This window comes from Corynebacterium sp. TUM25015 (assembly GCF_056393505.1).
This window is the reverse complement of the sequence record NZ_CM150783.1, coordinates 191,318-214,806: the sequence shown is the minus strand read 5'-3', so window position 1 is coordinate 214,806 and position 23,489 is coordinate 191,318. Positions and strand designations below refer to the sequence as shown.

The 23,489-nt window shown below is 57.0% G+C and carries 22 protein-coding genes; 15 read left to right on the top strand and 7 right to left on the bottom strand.

The annotated features are described in order from the left end of the window. Positions 1–9 precede the first annotated feature (9 nt). Positions 10–1,809 carry an acetyl/propionyl/methylcrotonyl-CoA carboxylase subunit alpha gene (locus AC06DS_RS01015; protein ID WP_448308041.1) on the bottom strand — a complete coding sequence of 600 codons (1,800 nt, stop codon included), beginning with the start codon at positions 1,807–1,809 and terminating at the stop codon, positions 10–12. Positions 1,810–1,865: 56 nt separating this feature from the next. Continuing rightward, positions 1,866–2,726, bottom strand: a complete 861-nt coding sequence (locus tag AC06DS_RS01010) for a sulfurtransferase (RefSeq protein ID WP_239317099.1) — start codon at positions 2,724–2,726, stop codon at positions 1,866–1,868. 150 nt (positions 2,727–2,876) lie between these two features. On the opposite strand from AC06DS_RS01010, the gene AC06DS_RS01005 reads away from it, so the two are divergent. The 3 genes from AC06DS_RS01005 to AC06DS_RS00995 all read left to right on the top strand — a co-directional run bounded on the left by AC06DS_RS01005 (position 2,877) and on the right by AC06DS_RS00995 (position 6,806). Beyond that, the gene (locus tag AC06DS_RS01005; protein WP_293790757.1) at positions 2,877–3,941 is read left to right on the top strand and encodes a Cj0069 family protein; all 1,065 of its coding nucleotides are present in this window, start codon (positions 2,877–2,879) and stop codon (positions 3,939–3,941) included. Positions 3,942–4,057: 116 nt separating this feature from the next. Continuing rightward, positions 4,058–5,554 carry a 2-methylcitrate dehydratase PrpD gene (gene prpD, locus AC06DS_RS01000; RefSeq protein ID WP_477100758.1) on the top strand — a complete coding sequence of 499 codons (1,497 nt, stop codon included), beginning with the start codon at positions 4,058–4,060 and terminating at the stop codon, positions 5,552–5,554. A 19-nt stretch (positions 5,555–5,573) separates the two neighbouring features. After that, complete coding sequence (locus AC06DS_RS00995; RefSeq protein ID WP_473963606.1) at positions 5,574–6,806, top strand: bifunctional 2-methylcitrate synthase/citrate synthase; 1,233 nt, start codon at positions 5,574–5,576, stop codon at positions 6,804–6,806. On the opposite strand, the gene AC06DS_RS00990 is transcribed toward AC06DS_RS00995, so the two are convergent. Genes AC06DS_RS00990 through AC06DS_RS00980 form a run of 3 tightly spaced genes read right to left on the bottom strand, consistent with a single transcriptional unit; the run spans position 6,803 to position 8,967 of the window. Beyond that, entirely contained in the window at positions 6,803–7,387 is a 585-nt protein-coding gene (locus tag AC06DS_RS00990) for a Maf family protein (RefSeq protein WP_477100757.1), read from the bottom strand. The two genes, AC06DS_RS00995 and AC06DS_RS00990, sit on opposite strands and share 4 nt — an antisense overlap. 16 nt (positions 7,388–7,403) lie before the next feature. After that, positions 7,404–7,598, bottom strand: a complete 195-nt coding sequence (locus AC06DS_RS00985) for an acyl-CoA carboxylase epsilon subunit (protein ID WP_293790761.1) — start codon at positions 7,596–7,598, stop codon at positions 7,404–7,406. Between the two features lie 10 nt (positions 7,599–7,608). Beyond that, positions 7,609–8,967, bottom strand: a complete 1,359-nt coding sequence (locus AC06DS_RS00980; protein ID WP_477100756.1) for an acyl-CoA carboxylase subunit beta — start codon at positions 8,965–8,967, stop codon at positions 7,609–7,611. Between the two features lie 86 nt (positions 8,968–9,053). Between AC06DS_RS00980 and AC06DS_RS00975 the strand changes: the two genes are divergently transcribed. From AC06DS_RS00975 to purE, 4 genes are read left to right on the top strand one after another with little or no spacing between them, the layout of a single operon-like run. Further along, positions 9,054–9,896 carry a biotin--[acetyl-CoA-carboxylase] ligase gene (locus tag AC06DS_RS00975; protein WP_477100755.1) on the top strand — a complete coding sequence of 281 codons (843 nt, stop codon included), beginning with the start codon at positions 9,054–9,056 and terminating at the stop codon, positions 9,894–9,896. Then, complete coding sequence (locus tag AC06DS_RS00970; RefSeq protein ID WP_477100754.1) at positions 9,893–10,405, top strand: hypothetical protein; 513 nt, start codon at positions 9,893–9,895, stop codon at positions 10,403–10,405. Before AC06DS_RS00975 ends, AC06DS_RS00970 begins: the two co-directional genes overlap by 4 nt. Next, positions 10,402–11,637, top strand: coding sequence for a 5-(carboxyamino)imidazole ribonucleotide synthase (locus AC06DS_RS00965; protein WP_477100753.1), 1,236 nt, complete (start codon positions 10,402–10,404; stop codon positions 11,635–11,637). The genes AC06DS_RS00970 and AC06DS_RS00965 overlap by 4 nt, the downstream gene beginning before the upstream one ends. Before the next feature lie 3 nt (positions 11,638–11,640). Further along, a complete protein-coding gene (purE, locus tag AC06DS_RS00960; RefSeq protein ID WP_477100752.1) occupies positions 11,641–12,153 on the top strand; it encodes a 5-(carboxyamino)imidazole ribonucleotide mutase in 513 nt (170 codons plus the stop codon). Between the two features lie 34 nt (positions 12,154–12,187). On the opposite strand, the gene AC06DS_RS00955 is transcribed toward purE, so the two are convergent. Then, positions 12,188–12,640, bottom strand: a complete 453-nt coding sequence (locus AC06DS_RS00955; RefSeq protein WP_477100751.1) for a hypothetical protein — start codon at positions 12,638–12,640, stop codon at positions 12,188–12,190. A 1,655-nt stretch (positions 12,641–14,295) separates the two neighbouring features. Here AC06DS_RS00955 and AC06DS_RS00950 point away from each other — a divergent pair. From AC06DS_RS00950 to AC06DS_RS00915, 8 genes are all read left to right on the top strand, one after another. Further along, the gene (locus AC06DS_RS00950) at positions 14,296–15,078 is read left to right on the top strand and encodes an SDR family oxidoreductase (protein ID WP_477100750.1); all 783 of its coding nucleotides are present in this window, start codon (positions 14,296–14,298) and stop codon (positions 15,076–15,078) included. Positions 15,079–15,093: 15 nt separating this feature from the next. Further along, on the top strand, positions 15,094–16,293 hold the full coding sequence (locus AC06DS_RS00945) for a sensor histidine kinase (RefSeq protein WP_477100749.1): 1,200 nt from the start codon (positions 15,094–15,096) through the stop codon (positions 16,291–16,293). Beyond that, positions 16,294–16,971 carry a response regulator gene (locus AC06DS_RS00940; protein WP_296212992.1) on the top strand — a complete coding sequence of 226 codons (678 nt, stop codon included), beginning with the start codon at positions 16,294–16,296 and terminating at the stop codon, positions 16,969–16,971. It begins immediately after the preceding gene. 204 nt (positions 16,972–17,175) lie between these two features. Continuing rightward, a complete protein-coding gene (locus AC06DS_RS00935; RefSeq protein WP_477100748.1) occupies positions 17,176–18,141 on the top strand; it encodes an HNH endonuclease signature motif containing protein in 966 nt (321 codons plus the stop codon). A gap of 283 nt (positions 18,142–18,424) precedes the next feature. Continuing rightward, positions 18,425–19,075, top strand: coding sequence for a tRNA-dependent cyclodipeptide synthase (locus tag AC06DS_RS00930; RefSeq protein ID WP_434828373.1), 651 nt, complete (start codon positions 18,425–18,427; stop codon positions 19,073–19,075). Further along, positions 19,068–20,279 carry a cytochrome P450, cyclodipeptide synthase-associated gene (locus AC06DS_RS00925; protein WP_434828374.1) on the top strand — a complete coding sequence of 404 codons (1,212 nt, stop codon included), beginning with the start codon at positions 19,068–19,070 and terminating at the stop codon, positions 20,277–20,279. Before AC06DS_RS00930 ends, AC06DS_RS00925 begins: the two co-directional genes overlap by 8 nt. Positions 20,280–20,287: 8 nt before the next feature. Then, on the top strand, positions 20,288–21,619 hold the full coding sequence (locus AC06DS_RS00920; RefSeq protein WP_477100747.1) for an MFS transporter: 1,332 nt from the start codon (positions 20,288–20,290) through the stop codon (positions 21,617–21,619). A gap of 23 nt (positions 21,620–21,642) precedes the next feature. Next, complete coding sequence (locus tag AC06DS_RS00915; RefSeq protein WP_296213004.1) at positions 21,643–22,527, top strand: helix-turn-helix domain-containing protein; 885 nt, start codon at positions 21,643–21,645, stop codon at positions 22,525–22,527. Between the two features lie 45 nt (positions 22,528–22,572). Here AC06DS_RS00915 and AC06DS_RS00910 read toward each other — a convergent pair whose 3' ends face one another. Then, complete coding sequence (locus tag AC06DS_RS00910; RefSeq protein WP_296213006.1) at positions 22,573–23,481, bottom strand: DUF3515 domain-containing protein; 909 nt, start codon at positions 23,479–23,481, stop codon at positions 22,573–22,575. Positions 23,482–23,489: the final 8 nt, after the last annotated feature.

The window sequence follows — 23,489 nt, the reverse complement described above, 5'->3', positions numbered from 1 at the left end:
CTCGTCAATTTATTCTGCGACATTATCAGCCGCAGGGTCATCCTTCAGTTCGAGCAGTGCTTGGTTCTTTGTGACGCCATCACCGCTTCCGACGCTCAGCGACTGCACCACACCGGACTTGTGCGCCTTGACGGCATTTTCCATCTTCATGGCTTCAAGAACCAGCAGTACGTCGCCCTCGGCCACTTCGTCGCCTTCGGAGACCTCTACCTTGATGACGGTTCCCTGCATCGGGGAGGCCACGGTGTCTCCAGTGATTGCGATGTCCGCGGCGTCGGCGCGGCGCTTCTTCGCCCGGCTCACCGAACCGCGACCCGCTAGGATCTCGCCCGGCACGAGCACCTCCACGCGGCGCCCGTCGACTTCCACGACCAGCTTCTCCTTCGGTAGTTCATCTTCCGCAGAAGCTGCGAGTGGCTCTTCGTAGGCGGGTAGCTGGTTATCCCATTCCTCCTCGATCCAGCGTGTGTACACGCGGTAATTGCCGTCCTCAGCGACGAAAGCTGGATCAGCCAATGCAGCCTGGTGGAAGGGGATAACCGTCGGGATGCCCTCGACCTCGTACTCCTCCAGCGCGCGGAGCGAGCGCTGGATCGCCTCGGTGCGGTCAGCGCCGGTGACGATTAGCTTTGCCAGCATGGAGTCGAACTGGCCGCCGATAACCGCTCCGGTCTCGATACCCGAATCCATACGCACACCGGGGCCTGCTGGCTCCCGGTAGGTCTGGATGCGTCCAGGTGCGGGCATGAAGTTATTGGCTGGGTCTTCGCCGTTGATTCGAAACTCGATCGCGTGGCCATGGATTTCCGGATCTTCAGTGCGGGAGAGCGTCTCGCCACGGGCGATGCGGAATTGTTCGCGCACCAAATCCCAGCCGGTGACCTCTTCCGTTACGGGGTGCTCCACCTGGAGGCGAGTGTTCACTTCCAGGAAGCTGATGAGTCCATCGGAGCCAACTAGATATTCCACCGTTCCCGCGCCGTAATAGCCAGCCTCGCGGCAAATGGCCTTGGCGGAAGAGTAAATGCGCTCATTCTGCTCGTCGCTCAAGAAAGGGGCCGGAGCTTCCTCAATCAGCTTCTGAAAGCGGCGTTGGGCAGAGCAGTCGCGAGTGGACGCTACAACCACATTGCCGTGCTTATCGGCAACAACTTGCGCTTCCACGTGGCGGGCGCGATCCAAGTAGCGTTCCACGAAACATTCGCCGCGGCCAAAGGCGGTGATGGCCTCGCGGGTAGCGGAGTCGAAGAGATCAGGGATCTCATCCATCGTGTAGGCAACCTTCATGCCGCGCCCACCACCGCCAAAGGCGGCCTTGATGGCGATCGGTAGACCATGACGTTCTGCAAAGGCAGTCACCTCTGCTGCATCCGCGACAGGCTCCTTAGTGCCCGGAGTCATAGGGGCGTCAACAGTAAGGGCGATATTGCGGGCCGTCACCTTATCGCCGAGCTTGCGAATCGCCTCAGGCGACGGGCCAATCCAGTTCAGGCCAGCATCAATGACCGCCTGTGCGAAGTCCGCGTTCTCCGACAGAAAGCCGTACCCGGGGTGGACTGCATCAGCGCCCGATTTACGAGCGGCGGCAAGGATCTTGTCGATATCCAGGTACGTCTCTGCAGAGGTCTGGCCGCTCAAAGCCAGGGCTTCATCAGCCATGCGTACAAATGGCGCATCGGCGTCCGGATCCGCATAGACGGCAACGGTGGCGATGCCTTCGTCGCGCGCAGCCCGGATGACGCGCACTGCAATTTCGCCACGGTTGGCGATCAGTACCTTCGTCAAGGGAGCGGCGGTGCTGGAAGTCACGGGCAATCCTTTCGGGTAAATAATTAAAGGCTAGTTAATGAGGCTACACTGCGCGCTTAGCTGCGTTCGATGGGCACGCGCATCATATTTCCCCATTCGATCCACGAGCCATCGTAAACACGCACATCGTCCCATCCCAAGAGGAAACGCAAAACGAACCATTCGAGAGCTGCCCGGGCGCCGTTATTGCAATAGACAACGGTGGGGCGGCTGCGGTCGAGTTCAGCGTGATTGGCTTCGATGTCCTTAACCGAGCAGAAACGTGAGTTCGCCAGTAGCGAGGAATCCGCACGCAGGTTTACTGCTCCCGGTACGTGGCCATTGCGGCGAATGGGGTAGCCCGGCAGCGTCACTTCGCCGGTGTACTCTTCTGCGTTTCGCAGGTCGATTACTTGGGAGCCTTCGAATTTCGTGCGTAGCTCGTCGACGAAGATGCGGTTTGTGTGATCGTTGCGACGGGAAGCCACGGCGTAGCCGGGCGGGTGGGGAACCTCATCCACGGCGTAGGAAATTTCCCGTTCCTCCTGCATCCAAGCGTCGCGTCCGCCGTCCAGGATGCGCACGTCGGGGTGGCCGAAGAGCTCGAAGACCCATAGCGCATAGATAGCCCACAGGTTGGCGTGGTCGCCGTAGAAGACCACGGTGTCGTCCCGGCTGATGCCCAGACGGTCCATGAGCTTTTCGAATTCCCGGGATCCAATAAGGTCACGCCACACCGGGTCGGAAAGATCTTCGTACCACTTCAAGCGCACTGCGGTGGGAATGTGACCAATATCGTAGAGCAGTGAATCCGCGTCTACTTCTACGACCTTCAGGCCGGGGGTGCCTAGCTTCGCTCCTAGCCACGCGTTCGTGACCAGCTTGTTTGGGTGGGCATATTGCTTCAGCTGAGGGCTGGGGTCGAACTCGATTCCCATGAATTACCTGCCTTTCGATCGAATGAAAGTCTAGCGCTTTAGATCACACTTATCTTCCACTGCCGTGCGGGCCAAGTGATCGTAGAATTATGTTGTTGGCTAAACACGGCCATACGCACTGCATTTTTACTTCTAGAGCTAGGGGAAACCGTGCACAAGAACATTGTTGTCTTTGAGGTTCAGGGCGGAAACGACAAGGGTGAGGACGGTCACCGCCGCGACACCATGCCGATCGTTGAGGCTATCCGCGAGAAGGGTTGGGGGGCCGAAGTTGTCTACTTCGACCCGGAGAAAGCCGACGAGATTTACGACGAGGTTGCTGCGACCTACGATGCCTACATTTCCCGCGTTAACCCGGGCCACATTCCCGGCGGCGAAAAGGGCTACTTCGACATGCTGACCAAACTGACGGAGCAATCTGGCCTGGTTGGTATGTCCACCCCGGCTGAGATGATGGCATATGGCGCAAAGGATGCGCTGGTGAAGTTGAACGACACCGACCTGGTGCCGGACGATACCGCCGCTTACTACGATGTCGATTCCTTCCACAAGACCTTCCCCACCTCTTTGTCTTATGGCGAGCGCGTGCTGAAGCAGAACCGTGGCTCCACTGGCTCTGGTATCTGGCGCGTGCAGCTGGAGGATAAGCAGCTGGCCGAGTCCATCGAGCCGGGTACCGCCCTGCCTATGGACACCAAGCTGAAGTGCACCGAGGCTGTAGACAACCACACCGAGGTTCGCGAGCTCGGCGACTTCATGGACTTCTGTGACCAGTACATCGTTGGCGACAACGGCATGCTGGTGGACATGCGCTTCATGCCGCGCATCGTCGAGGGTGAGATCCGCATTCTGCTGGTTGGTCCGCACCCTGTGTTTGTGGTTCATAAGAAGCCGGCCGAGGGGGGCGACGCGTTCTCTGCAACTCTGTTCTCTGGCGCCAAGTACACCTACCAGAAGCCGGAGGAGTGGCAGGAGCTGGTGGACATGTTCGCCGAGGCTCGCCCGGTTATCGCTGAGAAGCTGGGGGGCGACAACATCCCGCTGATCTGGACTGCCGACTTCATGCTTGCCGATGACGATGAGACGGGTGAGGACACCTACGTTCTGGGCGAGATCAACTGCTCCTGCGTGGGCTTCACCTCTGAGCTGGACATGGGTATCCAGCAGCTGGTTGCCGAAGAGGCCATCAAGCGCGTCGAGGAAAAGCACGCCTAAACACCAACTGACGTTTTGGCGTCAAAAAATGTTTGTTTAGCAACATAGATCGTCGCGAGGCGTTAGGGTGAGGTGCATCACAGCACCTCCATCCCTGAAAGGACCTAACCCCCGCGATGATTAACCACGACGTTCGCGTCCACCCCTCGGCGGACGACTTTCCGCAGGAAGAACACCTCGCCTGGAAGGTTGCGCAGGTCGCCGCCGACCCGGTCGAGGTGCCGCAAGACACCGCGGACATGGTGGTCAACCGCATCATCGATAATGCGGCCGTCGCTGCCGCATCCATTCTGCGTCGTCCCGTCTCGTCGGCGCGCAGTCAGGCGCTGTGCCACTCTGGGCCCTGCGCCGTTTTTGGTACTGACGCCACAGTTTCCCCCGAATGGGCTGCCTGGGCCAACGGCGTGGCGGTGCGTGAGCTAGATTTTCACGATACTTTCCTAGCCGCCGAGTATTCCCACCCTGGCGATAACATTCCGCCGATCCTGGCTGTTGCACAAGCGCGTGGCCTGGGAGGGCGCGATCTGATCCGCGGCATCGCAACGGGCTATGAGATCCAGGTGGATCTGGTCAAGGGAATTTCCCTCCATAAGCACAAGATCGATCACGTGGCTCACCTGGGGCCGTCTGCGGCTGCGGGTATCAGCACCTCGTTGCGGCTGGATCCACAAGTGATTTACCAAGCCGTCGGGCAGGCGCTGCACACCACCACGGCTACTCGTCAGTCACGCAAGGGACTAATCAGTTCGTGGAAGGCTCATGCGCCGGCCTTCGCCGGGAAGATGGCCGTGGAGGCTGTCGACCGCGCCATGCGTGGCGAGGGTGCGCCAGCGCCGATTTGGGAAGGCGAAGACGGTGTGATCGCTTGGCTGCTGGACGGCCCGGATGCGCACTACGTTGTGCCCCTGCCGGAACCGGGAGAGCCGAAGCGGGCGATCCTTGATACCTACACCAAGGAGCACTCCGCGGAGTATCAGTCCCAGGCGCCGATCGACCTGGCCCGCCGGATGCGCGACAGGATCGGCGACCTCCGCCAGGTGGAGAGCATTGTCCTGCACACCAGCCATCACACCCACTACGTGATCGGTACCGGCTCGGGCGACCCGCAGAAGTTCGACCCCACTGCGTCGCGCGAGACGTTGGATCACTCCGTGATGTACATCTTCGCCGTCGCCTTGGAGGACGGCGAGTGGCATCACGAACGCTCCTATGCGCCAGAACGCGCTCAGCGCCCGGAGACCGTCGAACTATGGCGCAAGATTTCCACCATGGAAGATTCGGAGTGGACCCGCCGCTATCACTCCACCGACCCGGCGGAGAAGGCCTTCGGCTGCAAAGCAGTGGTCACCTTGCGCGATGGCACCGAGATCGTTGACGAGCTGGCGGTGGCGGATGCGCATCCGCTGGGAGCCCGCCCCTTCGGTCGCGCCGACTACATAGCCAAGTTCCGCACCTTGGCTGAGGGAGTGGTGGACGAGGTGGAGCAGGATCGCTTCCTGGCCGTCGCTGAAGCCACTGCCGACCTGGCACCTGGCGAGCTCGGCCAGCTGAACCTAGTGGTCAGCGACGACGTGCTCGCACGCGCCCCGCAGATTCCCGGCGGCATTTTCTAACTCGAAAGGACACCTCACCATGACAAAGCCCATCAAGGTTTCTAACGCACCCTTCGACCGCGGACGCACCAACTTCACCACGCCCCGCGCCCAATCCAACAAGACGTCCAACGCCACAGGCACTGAAAAGAACATCAACAAGGGCCTTAACGGTGTGGTCGTGGACACCTCCGGTATCTCAAAGGTAAACCCGGAGACCAATTCACTGACTTACCGTGGCTATCCCGTGGAAGAATTGGCAGAGCACTGCACCTTTGAGGACGTTGCTTATCTGTTGTGGAACGGTGAACTTCCGGACTTCCGCGAGTTAGAACAGTTCCGCCAGCGCGAGCGCGCCCTGCGTCCGATCGACCGCAGCATGCTGGACCTCATCAATTCCCTGCCCAAGACTGCGCACCCCATGGATGTGCTGCGCACAGCGGTGAGTGTGTTCGGCACCGAGGATCTCAACGCGGACGACCGCGCCCCGGACACGGTACGCCGCACAGGGCTGACTCTGTTGGCGAAGCTGCCAACGATTGTCGCCTACGACCTGCGTCGCCGGAAGAACCTGGAGTACATTCCGCCATCCCGCGACCGCGATATTGCCGAGAACTTCCTCTACATGTGCTTCGGAGACGAAGAGGGGAGCCCGGCCAATAACCGCGATGACGTGGAAGCATTTGATCAGTCACTTACTCTGTACGCGGAGCATGGCTTTAATGCTTCCACGTTCACCGGGCGCGTCATCAGCTCCACTATGAGCGATGTGTACTCCGCAGTCACTGGAGCCATCGGTGCCCTCAAGGGGCCGCTGCATGGCGGTGCGAACGAGGCTGTGATGCACAACTTCCTTGCTGTCGACGACCCAGCCACCGCTGAACAGTGGGTACTCGATCAGTGCGATGCGAAGAATAAGATCATGGGCTTCGGCCACCGCGTGTATAAGAAGGGCGATTCGCGCGTGCCGACCATGGAGGCCGCTATGCGTCGCACCGCCGCCAACCACGATGGCCAACGCTGGGTCGACATGTACGACAACATGCAAAAGGCAATGGATCAGCGCACCGGTATTCAGCCCAACTTGGACTTCCCAGCTGGGCCGACTTACTACATGCTGGGCATCGATATTCCGTTCTTCACCCCGATCTTCGTGCTGGCCCGCGTCGTTGGCTGGACCGCCCACATCGTGGAGCAGAATGCGGATAATGCCCTCATCCGCCCTCTATCCAGCTATGTCGGCCCAGAGCAGCGCTCCGTCAAGGCCGACTAGTCCCACAGGTCGGAGAAGTCATAGCCGAAGCTTGCCAACCCGCGGCGTAGCGCGGGCAGTGAAAGCCCAATCACGGCGGACGGGTGGCCGTCGATACTCTCGATAAACCACCCGCCGAGCGCTTCCAGGGTGAAAGCGCCCGCGCACTCCAATGGCTCTCCCGTGGCAGCATAAGCCTCGATGGCACGATCGGATACGTCAGCGAATTGGATCGTAGTGGCAACTACTTCCTCATAAAGCTGACCCGTAGCGGCGTCAATTAGCGCATGCCCTGTAATAAGCTCCGCGCGCTTCCCGCGCTGCTGGCGCCACCGCCGCACCGTCTCTTCGTGCGTGTGCGGTTTTCCCTGCAGCTCCCCGTCGATGAGCAGCATGCTATCGCCACCCAAGACCAGCTTTCCCTCGACCGCTCGCGCCTTGGCAGTGGCCAGATGCTGTACGTACTCAGCAGGGGAGGGGTTCACCAGTTTTGCTACCGCAGCCTCCTCGTCCACGCCCGGTGCGACCTTGCGCGGGTAGACCCCGGCGGCGTTCAGTACCTTCTCGCGGGCGGGCGAGGTGCTGGCCAGAGTGAGTTTCATACTTCTCGCCCTGCCACTAGCCCCGCGGCATCCGCGGATTGCGGAAAGCCCCCGGATTACCGTGTGGCATCTCGCGGCCATAGTGCCCACGGGTGTCAGGCTTTGCGTCGCGCAGTGCTGCGGCTTCGGCCGCTAGGTCGTCCACGATAAGTTGCAGCGCCCGGGTCTCTACCTCGTTCGGATTGCCCTTGATCACCTGAAAGTCTGTCACGCGCTTACTCCTAGAACGGCAGGTTGTCGTGCTTGCGCGGATAGCCATCTTCGGCCTTGCGCTCCACCAGGCGCAGCCCGTCGATAATGCGGACGCGGGTCTCCGACGGGGGAATCACGGCGTCGACCAAGCCTCGCTCGGCGGCGGAGTAGGGCTCCGCTTGGTAGCTATCGTCCTGCGCAATTTGTGCCGTGGGCCATGCGTAGACCAGGTCGGTACCCAGGCGCTTGGCCCCTAGCGAGAGGTATGCATCCCCGAAAGCCTTGCGGGTAATCACCGCGATCTTGCCGATGGATGCCGTTGCGGTCACTCCGATAAGTTTCGCGGTGCGGCGGAAGAGCGCGTCGGGTGCGTAGCCACCGGAGTCTACGAAGGTCACCAGGGGTACGTTGAATGCGTCGCAGAAGCGGATGAAGCGCGCTGCCTTCTCGGCCGCCGTGGCATCGATCGCTCCTGCTTGTTGCTCGGGCTGGTTCGCAATGACGCCCACATTCCGGCCGCCGACCCGTGCCAGCGCCGTAATCAGGTTCGGTGCGTGGAACTTCTGCAGCTCTACTACGGTGTTAGTGTCTACCACCCGGTTTAGAACCGTGTGCATGTCATAGGCCTGTGAGTCGGAGTCCGGGATGAGGTTGTCCAGCTCGCCGGCCTCTGCTTCGCCATCTTCGCCGCGCAGGGGGAGTGCACGGTTATTGCTGGGCAGGTAACCCAGGATGTCCGCGACGAGTCCCAGTGCGGAGGCATCGTCCTCGGCGTAGAGGTGGGCGGTGCCGTCTGTGGCGTCAGCAACGAGACCGCCTGCGTTCTTGACGGCAACGACGATGTCGGACAGAACTACCGAGTGCACCAGCGCGCCCCTGGTGGGGCCGGCGACGAGAGCGATCTGCGGAACCACGCCGGAGAGCTTGGCCTGCAGGCTGTGGATGCGGGAGAAGTACTCCAGCGCGGTAATGCCCTCGTGTGGGCGGGCGCCGGTGCCCTCGTAGATGCCGATCAGCGGGGTACCGGACTTCACTGCCAGTTCCATGACTTTCAGGATCTTCTCGCCGGCGGTCTCACCAATCTGGCCGTCGAAGAGGGTTGCGTCCTGTGAAAATACGCAGACGGGGCGGCCGTCGATGGTGCCGTAGCCGGCGACGATTCCATCGGTAACGGGGCGGAACTTATCGGCCTTAAATGCGGTCGCGCGGTGGCGGGCGAGTGCGTCGGTCTCCACGAAGCTACCGGCGTCCAATAGTGCGTCCACGCGGCGACGAGCGCGCGGGATCTCGTCTCCCTGCGGCTTGTGGGTCTCCGCCAGGCGATCGCGGAGGTCGGCGATCTTCCCGGCGGTGGTCGATGTGTCGGTGGTAGAGCTCATGGTGGCCATAATACGGTGTAAAAACTCCCATGCCGTTATTGGTGGGGCTAGAGTGTCTTGGGAAAGGCATGTGAAAAGAAAGGACGGCACGGTTCATGCGCACTCCGCTGGATCCCCGGCATCTGGCCGAGCGCCTGGCACCACTGGGCTATCGGCATGTCGAAATAGTGGAATCCACCGGCTCCACCAGCACTGACCTAGCCGACCGTGTGCGCAGTGGCGAGGATCTGCCCGACATGAGCCTGCTGATGGCCGAGGAGCAGACCGCCGGGCGCGGCCGCAAAGGACGTTCCTTCGAAGCCCCAGCGCGCAGCCAGTTGATTTGCTCTGTCCTGCTGCGTCTGCCGGACGTGCCGACCGACCGAATTGGGCTTCTGCCGCTGCTCACCGGATTGTCGATCGCATCCGGTATCCGCTCTTCCGCTGATATTCCGCTGCAGCTGAAATGGCCCAACGACTGCGTCCTGGATAGTCGTAAGCTCGTTGGGATCCTGGTGGAGGCCGTACATCTGAATCCGTACCCGGCCATCATCCTGGGCTTCGGCATTAACTACGACCTGCAGGTCGAAGAATTGCCCGTCGCCCACGCCAGCTCCATCGATTTGGAGTGCGCCCGATTAGGCGTTCCCTGCCCGAAGCGCGAGGATGTTGCGGTGGCAGTGTTCGCGGAATTGGCCGCGAATCTGGAGAGGTGGCGTCGATTGGGAGGAGCAGCACAGACCGTGCTGCCGCGATACCGCCAGCTATCCGCAACCATCGGTACCTCTGTGCGCGCCTTTCTACCCGGCGACGAGGTAGTGGAAGGACAGGCCGCTGACATTGATAACGATGGTGAGCTGCTCATTCGCACCGATACCGGCACGCGGGTAATCCGCGCCGGGGAGATCGTGCACCTGCGCGCCGACGGTAGCGGTGATTACGGGGGCCGATACGCATGAGCAAGATCACTTTTGACCCTGACGAACGAATTCTCGCCGAGCTCAGTCCCGCCCGTCGTTCCATGTTCTTCCCGGTACTGCGCCTACTGGTGTGGACGGGCTTGTTCTGGATGGGAATCGGTGCACTGGATCAGTACATGGCGACCCATGCTTTGGACGCCCCCACGGTGGAGTCTTTTACCTGGCTCCGTCGGGGCTTGTTGCTCCTATGGCTGATAGTTTGCTGGAGGCGCTGCGTTCGGCACCTGGTTTTCCGCGCGCGCTCCCGAATGCTGTTGACTGACAGACGACTGATTACCGCCAGTGGACATGTGCGCAGCCGAATCGGCCAGATCCCGCTGGCCAATATCGTTGATTGCCGCGCATACCGAGGGGATGTTGCGGTGTACGTGGCCGGGGCGCGTGTGCCGCTGGTGCTCCATTCGGTGCCTTATACCCGTAAGTTTGAAAGGCTGCTGAAGAGCCAGATTAAGAGTGTCGGGGCAGAGAACTATAGTTGGGGGTTGTGAGTGAAAGCAATGGGAAGAATACTGCCGACTGGTCACTAGCCCGAGAGACTGCACATGCGCCGGGTGCGCCGCTGGTGACGATCATCGGTGACGGTCAGCTGGCGCGAATGACACAGCAAGCAGCCATCGAGCTGGGCTTGAGTTGCCGGGTGCTGGCCGGCGCCTCGGACTCTTCGGCTGCGCAAGTCACCGCCGACGTGGTGCTGGGGGATTACGCGCTGGAGGAGCACGTTCGCGAGGTGTCACAGGATTCCGACGCGGTGACCTTCGACCATGAGCACGTGCCCAATCGTTTCCTGGATGATCTCATTGCCCAGGGGGTGAACGTGCAGCCACAGCCGGCGGCGCTGATCCATGCTCAGGACAAGTTGGTGATGCGTAAGAAGCTGCGCGAGATGGGGGCACCGGTGCCTGCCTTCGCCGCTATCGAGGCTGCCGATGATATCGCCGGGTTCTTTGACGCCGTAGGAGGCCAGGTCTGTCTAAAGGCGCGCCGTGGTGGCTACGACGGTAAGGGCGTGTGGTTCCCCGCCACGGTGGAGGAAGCCCGCGAGTTGGTGGAGAAGCTGCTGGATAAGGATATTCCGCTGATGGCGGAAAAGAAGGTCGCGCTGGCCCGTGAGCTGTCCGCCATGGTGGCGCGTACTCCCTCCGGTCAGGTGCAGGCGTGGCCAGCGGTGGAATCGCTACAGGAAGATGGCATCTGTGTGGAGGCCGTGGCGCCCGCCCCAAACTCCACGCCTGAGATCTTGGCCGCCGCCGAGCAGCTGTCCCGCGACGTCGCCACCGAGTTGGGCGTCACGGGTGTGCTGGCGGTGGAGCTATTCGAAACCACAGATGAGAATGGCCAGCCGGAGATCATCGTTAACGAGCTGGCGATGCGTCCGCACAATACCGGCCACTGGACGCAGGATGGCTGTGTCACCAGCCAGTTCGAACAGCATCTCCGCGCCGTGTTGGATCGTCCGCTGGGTTCCACAGAACCCACCGCGCCGGTAGTGGTCATGGCAAATGTGCTCGGAGCGCCCGAGGATCCGGCGATGCCGATGCACGAGCGTATGGATGCGGTGTGGCGTCGATTCCCGAATGCAAAGATCCACATGTACGGCAAGGATTGGCGCCCGCGCCGTAAGATCGGCCACGTCAATATGCTGGGCGAGGATCCGGAACTCACCCGTGCACAGGCGCGCTTGGCCGCAAAGTTCCTGGAAACCGCCGAATGGGAGGACTAACCGATGACTGAGAACGCACGCACCCCGCTGGTCGGCCTGGTGATGGGGTCCGACTCCGACTGGCCCACCGTCGAACCGGCCGCTGAGGTGCTGGCCGAGTTCGGCATCCCCTTCGAGGTCGGCGTGGTCTCCGCGCACCGCACCCCGGAGCGCATGCTTGACTACGCCCGCACCGCCCACACGCGCGGGGTAAAGGTGATTATTGCCTGCGCTGGCGGTGCCGCCCACTTGCCGGGCATGGTCGCCGCGGCCACTCCGCTGCCAGTGATTGGCATTCCGCGTGCCCTGGGCAACCTGGATGGCCTGGATTCCCTGCTCTCTATCGTGCAGATGCCGGGCGGAGTGCCGACTGCCACCGTCTCCATCGACGGCGCGAAGAACGCTGGTCTGCTGGCTGTGCGCACCCTCGCGGTGGCGGATGAGGCTCTGATGGACAAGATGGTCGATTACCAGGAGAAGATGCGTGACGCGGTGCTGGAGAAGGATCGCACCCTGCAGCAGAAGCTGATGGGGTGAAGCGTTCTAACTGGGTAGGGGTCGGCGGGGCTACCTACTCATCGACTTTGTGGAAAACGGGAAATACTCCTTGAGGCCTGTCGGTAGCAGAAAAACTATCTTGCAAAGTTCTTATAAAACCATCTTCGCAGAGGATTAAACTATCTGGTTTCGTGTCGTCTAGTTTCGCGGCCTGAACTCGGTATTTATCCCCTAAATGTGTCAGGGTTACATCATCTATACGGTCAATACTGCCAATTTTGTGAAGTCGAGTTCCTTTCTTGACGCTTATCTCTTGAATATTTGTGGAGTAGGATGATTTATCCTTGCTTCCTTGGTAGAGGTCGACAATTCCGGGAAGAAAATCAACTTCATAGTCCCCGTCGGGCGTGGTTATTCTTAGGAAGCTGACGGTTAGAATCTGCCCTGTGTCTGGATTGGATACAATATCTCCATCATTCGGGCGACTTAATGGGTTCCCGGATGGGTCGATGATTAAATAGGCCATAATTTACCTCATCTCGCAATTTGTGTAGCCCAAGAGACTGACTCATCCCCAGCAGGTGTAAACCAAATGGCCTGAATAGTCATAAACCGATACCTACCGTAACTGGATATGTTTCCTGAAGGTTTTATCTGCGTAGTGGTGGAGGTTTTGATGCTTACCTGGCACACCTCTTGGTTATCTTGTGAGCAGAGCACAGGTTCGGCCATCGAGTTTTCTTGAGACAAAGACTGGTCTACTGCAGTTTCAAGACGAGTTATCCAAACCTTATTTGGAGGAAATGGTGAGTCTATAATGAGTGGAACGTCTTCTTGAACGAAGGGTAACGACTCCCAATTTACCTCTTCTGGAGCCATGAGGGTATCTTCATCTCTGTTCCAGGTGCTTGTGCTAATCAACGGTGCGAGTGTACCGTTAATTGTACCGGAAGGGATCGAGGGAAACTCATCCAAGCTGTGAGTTTGGACAAAACCTTCAGCTCTCGGATCAGTAGGTTTGTGAAGTATTTTTTCTGATTCGGCACATCCTGTCGTATATGCAACAGTACAAGCTAGGATAATGGTGAAAATTATCCTCTTAGTCTTCTTGGGTTCTATGCAGATCGGGTGCATCGAATTTCTCTAGGGTTCTGATTGTAGAAAGAGCGAACCCAGGATGTTTTTCCTATGAGGGCGTAAAATCTTCCGTTGGCGCGGTATTTGTACATGCTGCCTGGTTTGCACTTACTTTCAATTGTTAACCGCGCTTTAGATTTTCCTGGAAAAGATCGCTGCTTTGAATTTAGACGCTCCCATCCGTACCACCTGCTCCTACTTAGATCACCCGAGATATTATGCTTAGAGGGGATGGCTCGACACTTTCCGTCCAGGTGCACATTTACGGTGTAAGTGACACCACGGGTTCCTGATATGTGTGGATAGTCAATACTGGCCGTGCATACGCTAGTTGCAAAAGTTTGAACTCCCGGAACTATGCGCACGGCTTCGAGTGGGAGTTCTTCGAATGGACCCATGACGTTAGGGGTATTTGCTGAGGCTGGGATTGCTGATTGTGAGAGCTCTTGCTGTGTGTTAGCTAGAGCGACTGTTTGTGGTAGTGAAATTGCTGCGATCAGTACCGATAGAGTAGACGCTATTTTAAACTGTTTTTTCATGGATGGTACCTACTCGAGTAAAAGTTAAATATGTGCTGGGCGTTGATTTTTGTGGTCCCCGGCAGGGGGGGAGCCACTACAGTTCAGAAGTCGCCTTCTTTATTGTTGATTCTGATCTAAGCACAAGGTCCGTAGAGAATCTCGGTTTCTATCGAGCGTTCGCCAAAAAACTAAAAGATACCCCCGTACGGTCTATTGGCGTGATCTTCAAGCGAACAGCCTGAAGCTAAAGTTGACGAAGCGTCGGGCACACGCGTTCTGGCTATCCAAAGATAGAAACCTGGGGAGGCGGATGGAGTTGTTGCGTTAAGAGGGGGCTTTTCTCCTGTTAAACTTCAGGTAACGGGGGGTGAACCAAAGCTGAAGGTCATCTTACGGTTCGACCTGCGAGCGGCTCCTTCATTTTCACGGTCTCGAGGTTCTCTTTGCTTGCCAGTGCCCGCCCGGCGGCTTTCTTACGGGAATTCGTAGCTTATGTACTCTGGCTACTGTAGTAGTTAGGGGTATGAAATCAATACTCGTTACCGGCGCAGCCCAGGGCTTCGGCCGCGCAATCGCTGAAGCTTTCGCCGATGCTGGCTGGACCGTTGGCGCCTACGACCTCGACGGCGACAAGGTCCGTGACTGGGCTCAGCACCCCAACATCATTCCCGGTACCCTCGACGTCACCGACCCTGACCAGTGGTCCGCTACTGTCGCCGACTTCGCCGCCCGCGCCGGGGGAATTAATGCACTCATTAACAACGCGGGCGTTCTCTACGGCGGCGACTTCATCGACCGCGGGAGCTTCCAGCAGGATTCCGCCCTTGTCGACGTCAACGTCAAGGGGGTGGTCTACGGCTGTCGCGCGGCCTTTGAATATCTCAAGGCCGCCGGCAACGGCGTGGTCGTCAACATTTGTAGCGCCTCCTCTATCTACGGCACTCCGGATATGGCCACCTACTCTTCCACTAAGTTCGCAGTTCGCGGCATCTCCGAGGCGCTGGATTTCGAGTGGGATAAGCACAACATTCGAGTCCGCACAGTCTTACCCCTGTACTCGCGGACGGCGCTGATCGCCGATGTGGAAACGGCGGGAATGCGGCGGCTGGGGGCGTCCACAACCCCACAAGATGTGGCTGCAGAGGTAGTAAGGGCCGTGACCGCCCCGCGCCGTAGTCCCACGAAGGTGCATTTCCCGGTTGGTTGGAAGACGAAGCTGCTGGAGGCTACCAGCCACTTCTCGCCGCCGTTCCTCACCCGTTTCGTTAATGGCCTGCTCGTTTACGGCGATAGGGTGCGCCTGTAACTAGACTCTTCATACATGTCTTATGAAGCAGTTCCTCGCCCAGTGTGGTGGCGGGATGCCTCCTGGTGGGTGTTCGTATCCATCGCGGGCTTCCTATACCTCTTCCTCGGTGTCGGTGCGACATTCGGTAGCGGGATGGTTAGCTCCACCTGGCAGGTCGTGCTTGCATTCGTTGGGCTGATCACCAGCTTCATCGGCCTGCTTCTGCAGAGGTTTCGGCCCGAGCCCGGCGTGGCAGTCGTGGCGCTCGGTATGTTTATTTTCGCTGCGTCTGCGATGCTGGTGTGGCCTCTCGGCTACCTGGTTGTGGCCTACGAGGCTTACTTTATTTCTGCGAAGTTGACGCTGCGTCGCAGGTTTTGGCTGGCGTTGTTGCTGTTCGGGTCCTTTTTCGCGATGGTGTGGGGGACTTTCTACAACGCGGGCACCAATGGGGTCGGCGTAGACTTTCGGACCGCCGAGTTCTGGCTATTCTGGGGGCTAATTATCCTGCTCACCGTCGTGACCGTCGCCCTGATGTGGCTGGCTGGCCGCTACTCTTTGCGTCGGGATCGGGCTGTGGAGGCGCTGGCTGCACGCGTCGAGCTCGCCACCGTCAGCGAGCGCAACCGCATCGCCCGCGAGTTGCACGACATCGTCGCGCATTCCCTCACTGTCGTCATTGCGCAGGCGGACGGTGGTCGCTATGCGGGGCGCAAGGATCCCGCCAAGGCTATCGAGGCTCTCGACACCATCGCCGCGCGCGGTCGCTCTGCCTTGACTCAGATGCGCGAACTTCTTTCTGTTCTTCATGATGACGCCCCTTCGCCGCGTTCTACTGCCGTCACCCCTGGGGTGGCCGGTATTCCCGACCTAGTAGCGGATGCAAAGCGCAGTGGCGTTCAGGTGGAGCTGCACGTCACTGGTGAACCACGTCAGTTGGATGAGGTCCGCGACTTGAGTGTTTATCGCATTGTGCAGGAATCCCTTACCAATGTTCTGAAACATGCGGGATCTGTGCCCGCGCAAGTGCGGCTGGAGTGGGAGCCCGCCCGGGTGACAATTAGCGTGGATAACGCGCCGGGCGATGACCGGATCGAAGGCTCCGGCCGCGGTCTGACCGGCGTCCGCCAGCGCGTGGCGATCCACGGTGGCGAGGCCAAATGGGGTGCTTCCGCGGTGTACCCCGGAGGGTGGAACGTGACCGCGACGGTACCTTTTGCGAAGGAGGATTAAGTGATTAGCGTTGGATTGGCCGACGACCAGCAGTTGGTGCGTGCCGGTTTTGGCCTGGTATTGGATTCGCAGGACGATATAACTGTCGCCTGGCAAGCTGCTGATGGGCGGGAAGCTTGCGAGCTGGCCGAATCGGATCCCGTGGACATCATCCTCATGGATGTGCAGATGCCTCGGATGGATGGCATTGAGGCTACCCGCCAGGTTGTCGCCGGCGGTACCGGCGCGCGCGTGATCGTGCTGACCACCTTTGATAACGACAACTATGTCCTCGGCGCAGTGGAGGCCGGGGCCAGCGGTTTCCTCCTCAAGGACACCGACCCCGAGGATCTCATCTCCGCCGTTCGCACGGTGGGTGAGTCCGCAGCGGTCATTAGTCCAAAAGCGACCGCGCGCCTGTTGCGTACTATCCGCATGGCGCAGACCCCACAGCGCCGTGAGTCTGTAGAGCTCGACTTGCCTGATCCTCTTACTCCGCGGGAACTGGAGATCCTACAGCTTATTGGCCTGGGATATAGCAACCAAGAGATTGCCGACAAGCTCTATATCTCGCTCCCCACCGTCAAGACGCATGTTGGGCGAGTGTTGATGAAGACTCACTCGAGGGATCGTGTCCACGCGGTGCTTTTTGCTTTCAAGCATCATTTGGTGCACGCAGATGATCTTCTAGAGGGTTAGAACATATTATCTAAAACCTGCACTTTAGCTTTACTGGTATTCGTACTGTTTGAGCCGTTGGCGTCGTTAAAAAAGAAAAAAGTTTTGGATCTCTATTGACTCGGTTTGTTTGTGTGTTCTAATATTGTTCTAGGAAGTCTGGCGGCGGCACCACACCGCCAGCGCTGTACTTAGGGGAGTACCATGCACACAAAAGATCCCACCTTGCCACCATCGTTTCGTATAGCTACCTCGTCGGATTCGCTGACGGTCGCGGCGCGGCAGCTTAATCAGCAGCAATTTCATCTGATCATGGCATGTGCGCCGGACGGGCAGGATCTGGTGCCCGATTTCTGCACCCGCCTTGCCGTGCGGCTGGGAATATCGGCCGGGGTGGCGGAGTCCTGGGCTGAAGCCGCCTTTGTGTTGCGTGATTACCCGCACCTCACCGAGCTCTTTAGCCGGGGGTGTTTCACTTCTCGCCATGTGCTGCGAGTAGCGCAAGATCTTCTCGCAGTGTCGCCCGACGATCGCGCGATGGTGGAACAGAAGGTTCTTGAGGTATTGACGCCCACACGTCCTAACCAGCACATCCCCTCGCCGCGGACGATCCACAACCGCATCTCCAAGATTTTGCAGGAGGTCGATCGTGATGTCATACCTAGGGATGAGGCCACTGTGATGGAGCCAGGCCTCGGCGTGGATTGTCGAGACCCGGAGTACACCACGTTTACGCTGCGAGTCACGCGAATGCAGGGAATTGAGATCGACAAGATCGTGCGCGCCACCGCCGCCAAATACGACTGTTCACAGCCGGAGGCAATCGTGCGACTAATCACGGATAAGGCCGATGTATCGGTGACGCTGAACCTTTACCACGATCCGGCGAATGACGGCGCGGTGCTAGGGGAGGACCACTGGCTGAACCGCTCCGCTTCCAAAACCTGGCTGCAGCGCGTGACGCACCTGTCCGCGCCGGGGTATGCAGAGTGTAAAGGCTATGCGCCAACGGAGAGCATCAAGGCGGCGGTTGCTGGCCGTGACCTGCACTGTCGATTCCCAGGATGCGACGTGCCGGCATACAAATGCCAGTACGATCACGTTCGCCGATTCGGCAGTGGTCCGACGTCAACTTCGAACCACATTACTGTGAGACCTCATACCACCTGGGCTGGGTCAGGTTCCTATTAGCAGTTTGAGTATGTCACTGTCCTTTCAGACGGAGGGAACGGAATTAAACATAACCCGCCCAATCGGGTGGACAGGCTATGAATCTTCGGTGCCCTGAGGTGGAACTGCTAACAACGTAATGGGGGGGGGGAGCTCGCTGCAAGATTCTCTTAAAAAGTTCCTAATAGAAACTTCTTGATCAGGCACGATTCATAACGTGCGATGGGGAGGCTGCACGGTCTGAAATTAGTTCCATCCCGGTGTTCTAATGGTCGGTATTAACATCTACTGACTAAGGAACTAAATGGGAGAATCTAAACAAGAGCACTTGATCGTTGGCGTTAGTCCGTTTAACCCACGTTTCACACCAGAGTGGCTATCTTCGGCTTTTCAATGGGGTGCAGAAAGATTTAGCACCGTAGATGTACTTCATCCTGGGGAAATTTCCATGTCGCTGCTTACGTCGACAGGTACGCCACTAGGAAGGGCAAAGAGAAAGGTGCGTCAGCAATGTAATCGTGACATGCGCAACGTTGAGCATGCCCTTGAAATATCAGGGATAAAGTTAGGACGTGGCAAGCCGGTACTGATTTCTGACTACCTTCAAACGCAAAGTTATCAATGCAGACGGCGCAGTGTGATAGCTGAATTTCAGAACAACCAGCTTTTTCAGGATGCTTGTCGTGCTATGAGTAGAGCTGCATGTCAGTCAAGACTGAGGGTAACAAACGTGAATATCGAGCCAGATATAGAAACTGCAGTCAAATACATATTTGACGAGCTACCCGCCTACACTCACTGCAGTGATCTCTTTGAATATGAAACAGCTGCATTGGGATATCCAACAGAATGGCCAATAGGGAAGTTAATAGAATCAGGTCTGACGTCACTGGGCCGGGATCCAAATAGCTCGTTTATTGTTATCGATTTCGAAAAGGAGCTAATCGATGATTAAGCACAACCAACCTTCTCTTTTTAGCTTATCAACCACAGATGATCCCTATTCGATTTATGAGAAAATGAGAAAGTACGGAGATATATATTGGGATGATAAAGCGAGCTCATGGTGCGTTTTATGTTTCGATTATGTCCATAAAATTTTGAATGATGACTCGAATTTCAGTACAGACCATTTGGCAACAAGGGCGGAACCTGTGTTAGGTGATCGTGTTTTAGCGCAGATGACGGGAAAAGAACATTACGAGAAAAAAGCGATTGCTATGAGAGGCTTGGCGCAGATTGCCCTTGATGGTTACTATCTACCTATTGTAAGAGAAAAAGTTAATCATTTGTGGGAGGGGTTAGGGGAATTTAAGGAGGTAGATATCGTTAACAAACTGGCTGCGCCTTTCGCTCATGATGTTACCTGCCAACTACTCGGTATTGATGAACAATGGAAAGCGCAGATTGTTCCTTGGAATAGAAGCATTGTTAAGTTTATTACTTTATTACAGCAGCCGGCTACGGCACGAACAAAGCAACTAGCTGACGCAAAACTTTTTCGTCACTTCATGTTAAAGATGATAGAAGCGAGAAGAAAGGCTCCCCGTCATGACTTGATCAGCTTTCTTGCTGTACGGGGGTATAGAGAAGGGGTAAGCGACACGGAGATAGTTGCTCTAGCATTAAATATATTTTTAGCAGCCTCCGAGCCTCTCGATAAAACTTTAGCCTACTCTATCTTTGAGTTGCTACGAAACCCAGATTGCTTGGCCAGGGTGCAATCCGACAAAAAGTTTTGTGAAGCGATTTTATCGGAAGTTCTAAGGTTGCATCCTCCAGTTCAGATAATTCCCCGAGTTGCCGTCAATGATGTGAAAATTTCTAACTACAGAATTAAGAAGGGAGATACAGTCTATTGTCTAATTGGAGCTGCACATCGCGATCCGGCAAAATACAATGATCCTGCCACTTTTCTCCCGAATAGAGTGGAAGGTGTGCCTAGAAGCGCCTTTACGCCGTCAGCGAAACATCTTGCATTTGGTTCCGGTGTTCATTTCTGTATTGGTTCAATGCTTGCGAAACGACAGTTGTTGGCTGCGCTAGAATCTTCAATTCCGTATTTGGATCAGTGGCAGCTTGTTCCACACTCGCTTGTGGAAGCTGGGCTCTATACACGTGGACCTATCCGGCTTTGCTTAGAAAAGGTTGGGGGGTGATTGGTGGGATGAATTACTTAAACGGTCGCATAACTGTCGCACTCTTATTGGCCACCATACTGCCGCTGCTTGATTCGAGTTTAGTCAATGTTCTTTTGCCATCAATTAGCGCCGATTTCGGCGTTAGTGAAGCTTCGGCCCAACTAGGAATCTCTACCTATATGCTCGCCGCCACGGCGGGGATAGTTTTATCAACAACGTTGTTACGTCGTTTTGGGAGTAGGCGTATTTGGATAGCTTCTGTCGTGGTCTTCGTGGTCGCCTCTACGGCTGTCGGTTGTAGTACTAGCGTGGCTATTTTCGTCATCGCCCGGATAGTCCAAGGCGCAGCCTGCGGATTCATTATGCCTGCTGTACAGAATATAGCGGTGGAGTTAGTTGGTAAAGATGGAATGCGCGCGGTTCTAGCGACGATCGGGCTGCCTGCTGTAATTACACCAGCCTTTGGCCCGCTTTTTGGTGGAGTTTTGGTTGAAACAATCGGGTGGAGACCAATGTTTATAGTGAACATTCCACTAGGTTTGACAGCTTTGTTGCTCGCCAATATTGAATTACCGAAGTCCTACGGAAGCCGTGTGCCAATAGGTATAAAACAAGCGGCTGCTGCGCTTGCTGGCATGGTCGGGCTTCTTTGGTGCATTTCCAGTATTGGGTCCATGACAGTCGGCTGGCTCTCGATGGTCTTTGTTTTATCGGTATCGTTTTTATCTCTATTTTGCTACATGGATTTAAAAGCGTCTGCTCCTTTACTTGATGTCGCGATTTTTAAAAATATCCGCTTCGCGATAGCGATGATGCTTTGTTTTTTAGTCGGCTTAGTCTTTTATGGAACTCTTTTATCGACTTCTCTTCACATTCAAACAGATCTTGGTAAGCCTGCATGGTGTGCCGGATGTGTGCTTGCTGTTCAAGGTGTAGGTGCATGGGCTGTTCGTTCACTGATCAAAGGCCCGTGGAAAGCTGTTAATCCTTTCCAGGTGATTGCCGCCGGTCTTATTCTCAGCGCTATTGGAACTGTTGGGATACAGCTGGTGACACAGTGGTCCGCTGTGCAATTGGTGGTCTTGTTCTTAAGCGCTCTAATTAGAGGACTTGGCATTGGCGGATGCACCCTAATGGCGCTCTCAGCGGCATATGAAGTCGTGACTGCTGATGACGCGGGAGTTGTGGGAGCTCATACGAGATTGATGCTGCAATTGGGTGGCGCCCTGGGAGCTGCTGCGGTGGGAGTCTGGAGTGGATCGGCTATTGGTTTGGGTGTATTGACCGCAGTTATGGCATTCGCCGGTGCGCTCGCATCACTTATCTTGGTGATCAATCAACGACAGTCGAAAGTTTGAAGCGGATGGCCTAGATTGGCTCCATGGAAGATCACAGTTCTACCGGTGCCGAATTCGGGCGCCGGTTGAGGCATGCCCGGTTGGATAGGGGGCTTTCCCAAAATGCACTCGCCGAAGGTATTTGTTCCGCTAGCGCCATTTCGCGGTGGGAAGCCGGCGTGCATTTACCTCCGGAAGATGCAATTTGGTCGCTTGCGAACCGCCTTGGTATTGACGTTTCCGTTCTCACTGGGCTTGGGTTCGATACCCGGTTTGCTGAGTCACCTGACAGATTCGCAGAAGTAATTTCTGCAGGGGTTGAAAATTGCAGCACTTTTGATGATTGCTCCACGGCTCCACGCTCACCGATCGCGAACTGGTTGCAGTTGGCGCGTAGCTTGTTGAATTGTGTTGATCCGTGGAGCGGGCAGAGCTTTGGAAACGTTTTAGTTGATCGACTCGAAGCCGATCCTCTTACAGATTCCTCCCCGGTGGCTCTGGAAACCATGGAGTTATTTAGATCGCTCGTGGTGCTACGTGAGAATCCGGCACGGGCACAGCTTGAATCTCTAGTCAATACCTTGAAAATTACTCCGGATGCGCCACAAGTTCTTCGTCAGAAGGCGGTAGAGATCGCAGTAGCTGTCTTGGTGTGTGAAAACATGCCGCTGGCAAGCATTGAAGTTATTCGATCCGTGAAGCCAAAGGAAATTACCTACACAACGTGGTTCCTTTTGGGAATTAACGCTGCGGAGCGATCCAACCTGCCAACCGTAGCTAGAGCTCGAAGTACACGGGATAGAGCATTTATTCTGTTGGAAAAATTATGTAGCACTCCAGGAATCAGCCGGCACGATACACAGGAGATCCTTAATGCCGTGTCTGGAGAAGATAGGCTAGTTGGGGAGATTTTCGACCGGATGATGTGATGTGAACAAGGAGAATCTCACCCAGACGTTGATTGAAATTTTTTTTTACTTTAAATCCTCCGTCTTCTTCATCGTCTTCACCATCGCCTTACTGACCTCCGTGATGGTCGAATTGTCCTCTTGAGCACCTGGCATGGAAATACCCACGATCTGCTCCCGGCCTAGGCCGAACCAGTTTCCACTGGTGGAGCCTTGTGCTAGGTTCGGTTCCGCGAACCATGGCACGTCGTTGACGGAAGTCAGGCGTTCCCCAGCCTTGTACCCATTGGGCATATCGAGCCCACAACGCACCACAACAGGTTCGCGGCGATCCGCGCGATATGTTGCCGAAAGGGCCGGGGCTTGGGCCGCCGCCGGATCGTCAGAACCCACGCGGGAATAATCGCCGAGCTTATCCGGAAGCGTGCTCAAGAACTCCCGGCAGACCTTCTCATTGGCCTGCTTCGCGGGTTGCTGCGTGGACATAGGGTAAGGCTTGCGTTCTGGAGCCGCGGCGGCGTCGGTATGCGAAGCAATGGCAGACGAGAAATCATCGAGGGCACCGCTGAAATCAGCCTCAGAGGTAATCGCTAACACAGGTCCGGCGCCCACAGTGTAATAGGTGCTGAGGTTCGAACCAGGAGTGGCATCCTTGATCGGCAGCCATTGGGTACCCTCGTGATCCTCGGTGATGCTGGCTTGGGTGAATTGATCGGGGGCATTAACACCGCAGCGAATCGTCAGCTCCACGGCTTGTTCATTGCGATATGCAGTCGCGCCCGCCGGGGCTGGTTCGCGCACATCGACCTTCCGGAAACCGGAGGCTTTATCCGGGAAAGCTGCGGAAATATCGCGGCACTGGGGTGAATCTGCCTGCGGGGCATCCACTGGTCCCATCGTCACGGTGGAGTATGTGTTGCGGTCGCTGATGACCTTCGCGCCACCGAGCACCCCCACAACGAAGATTACGCCCAACGCTAACG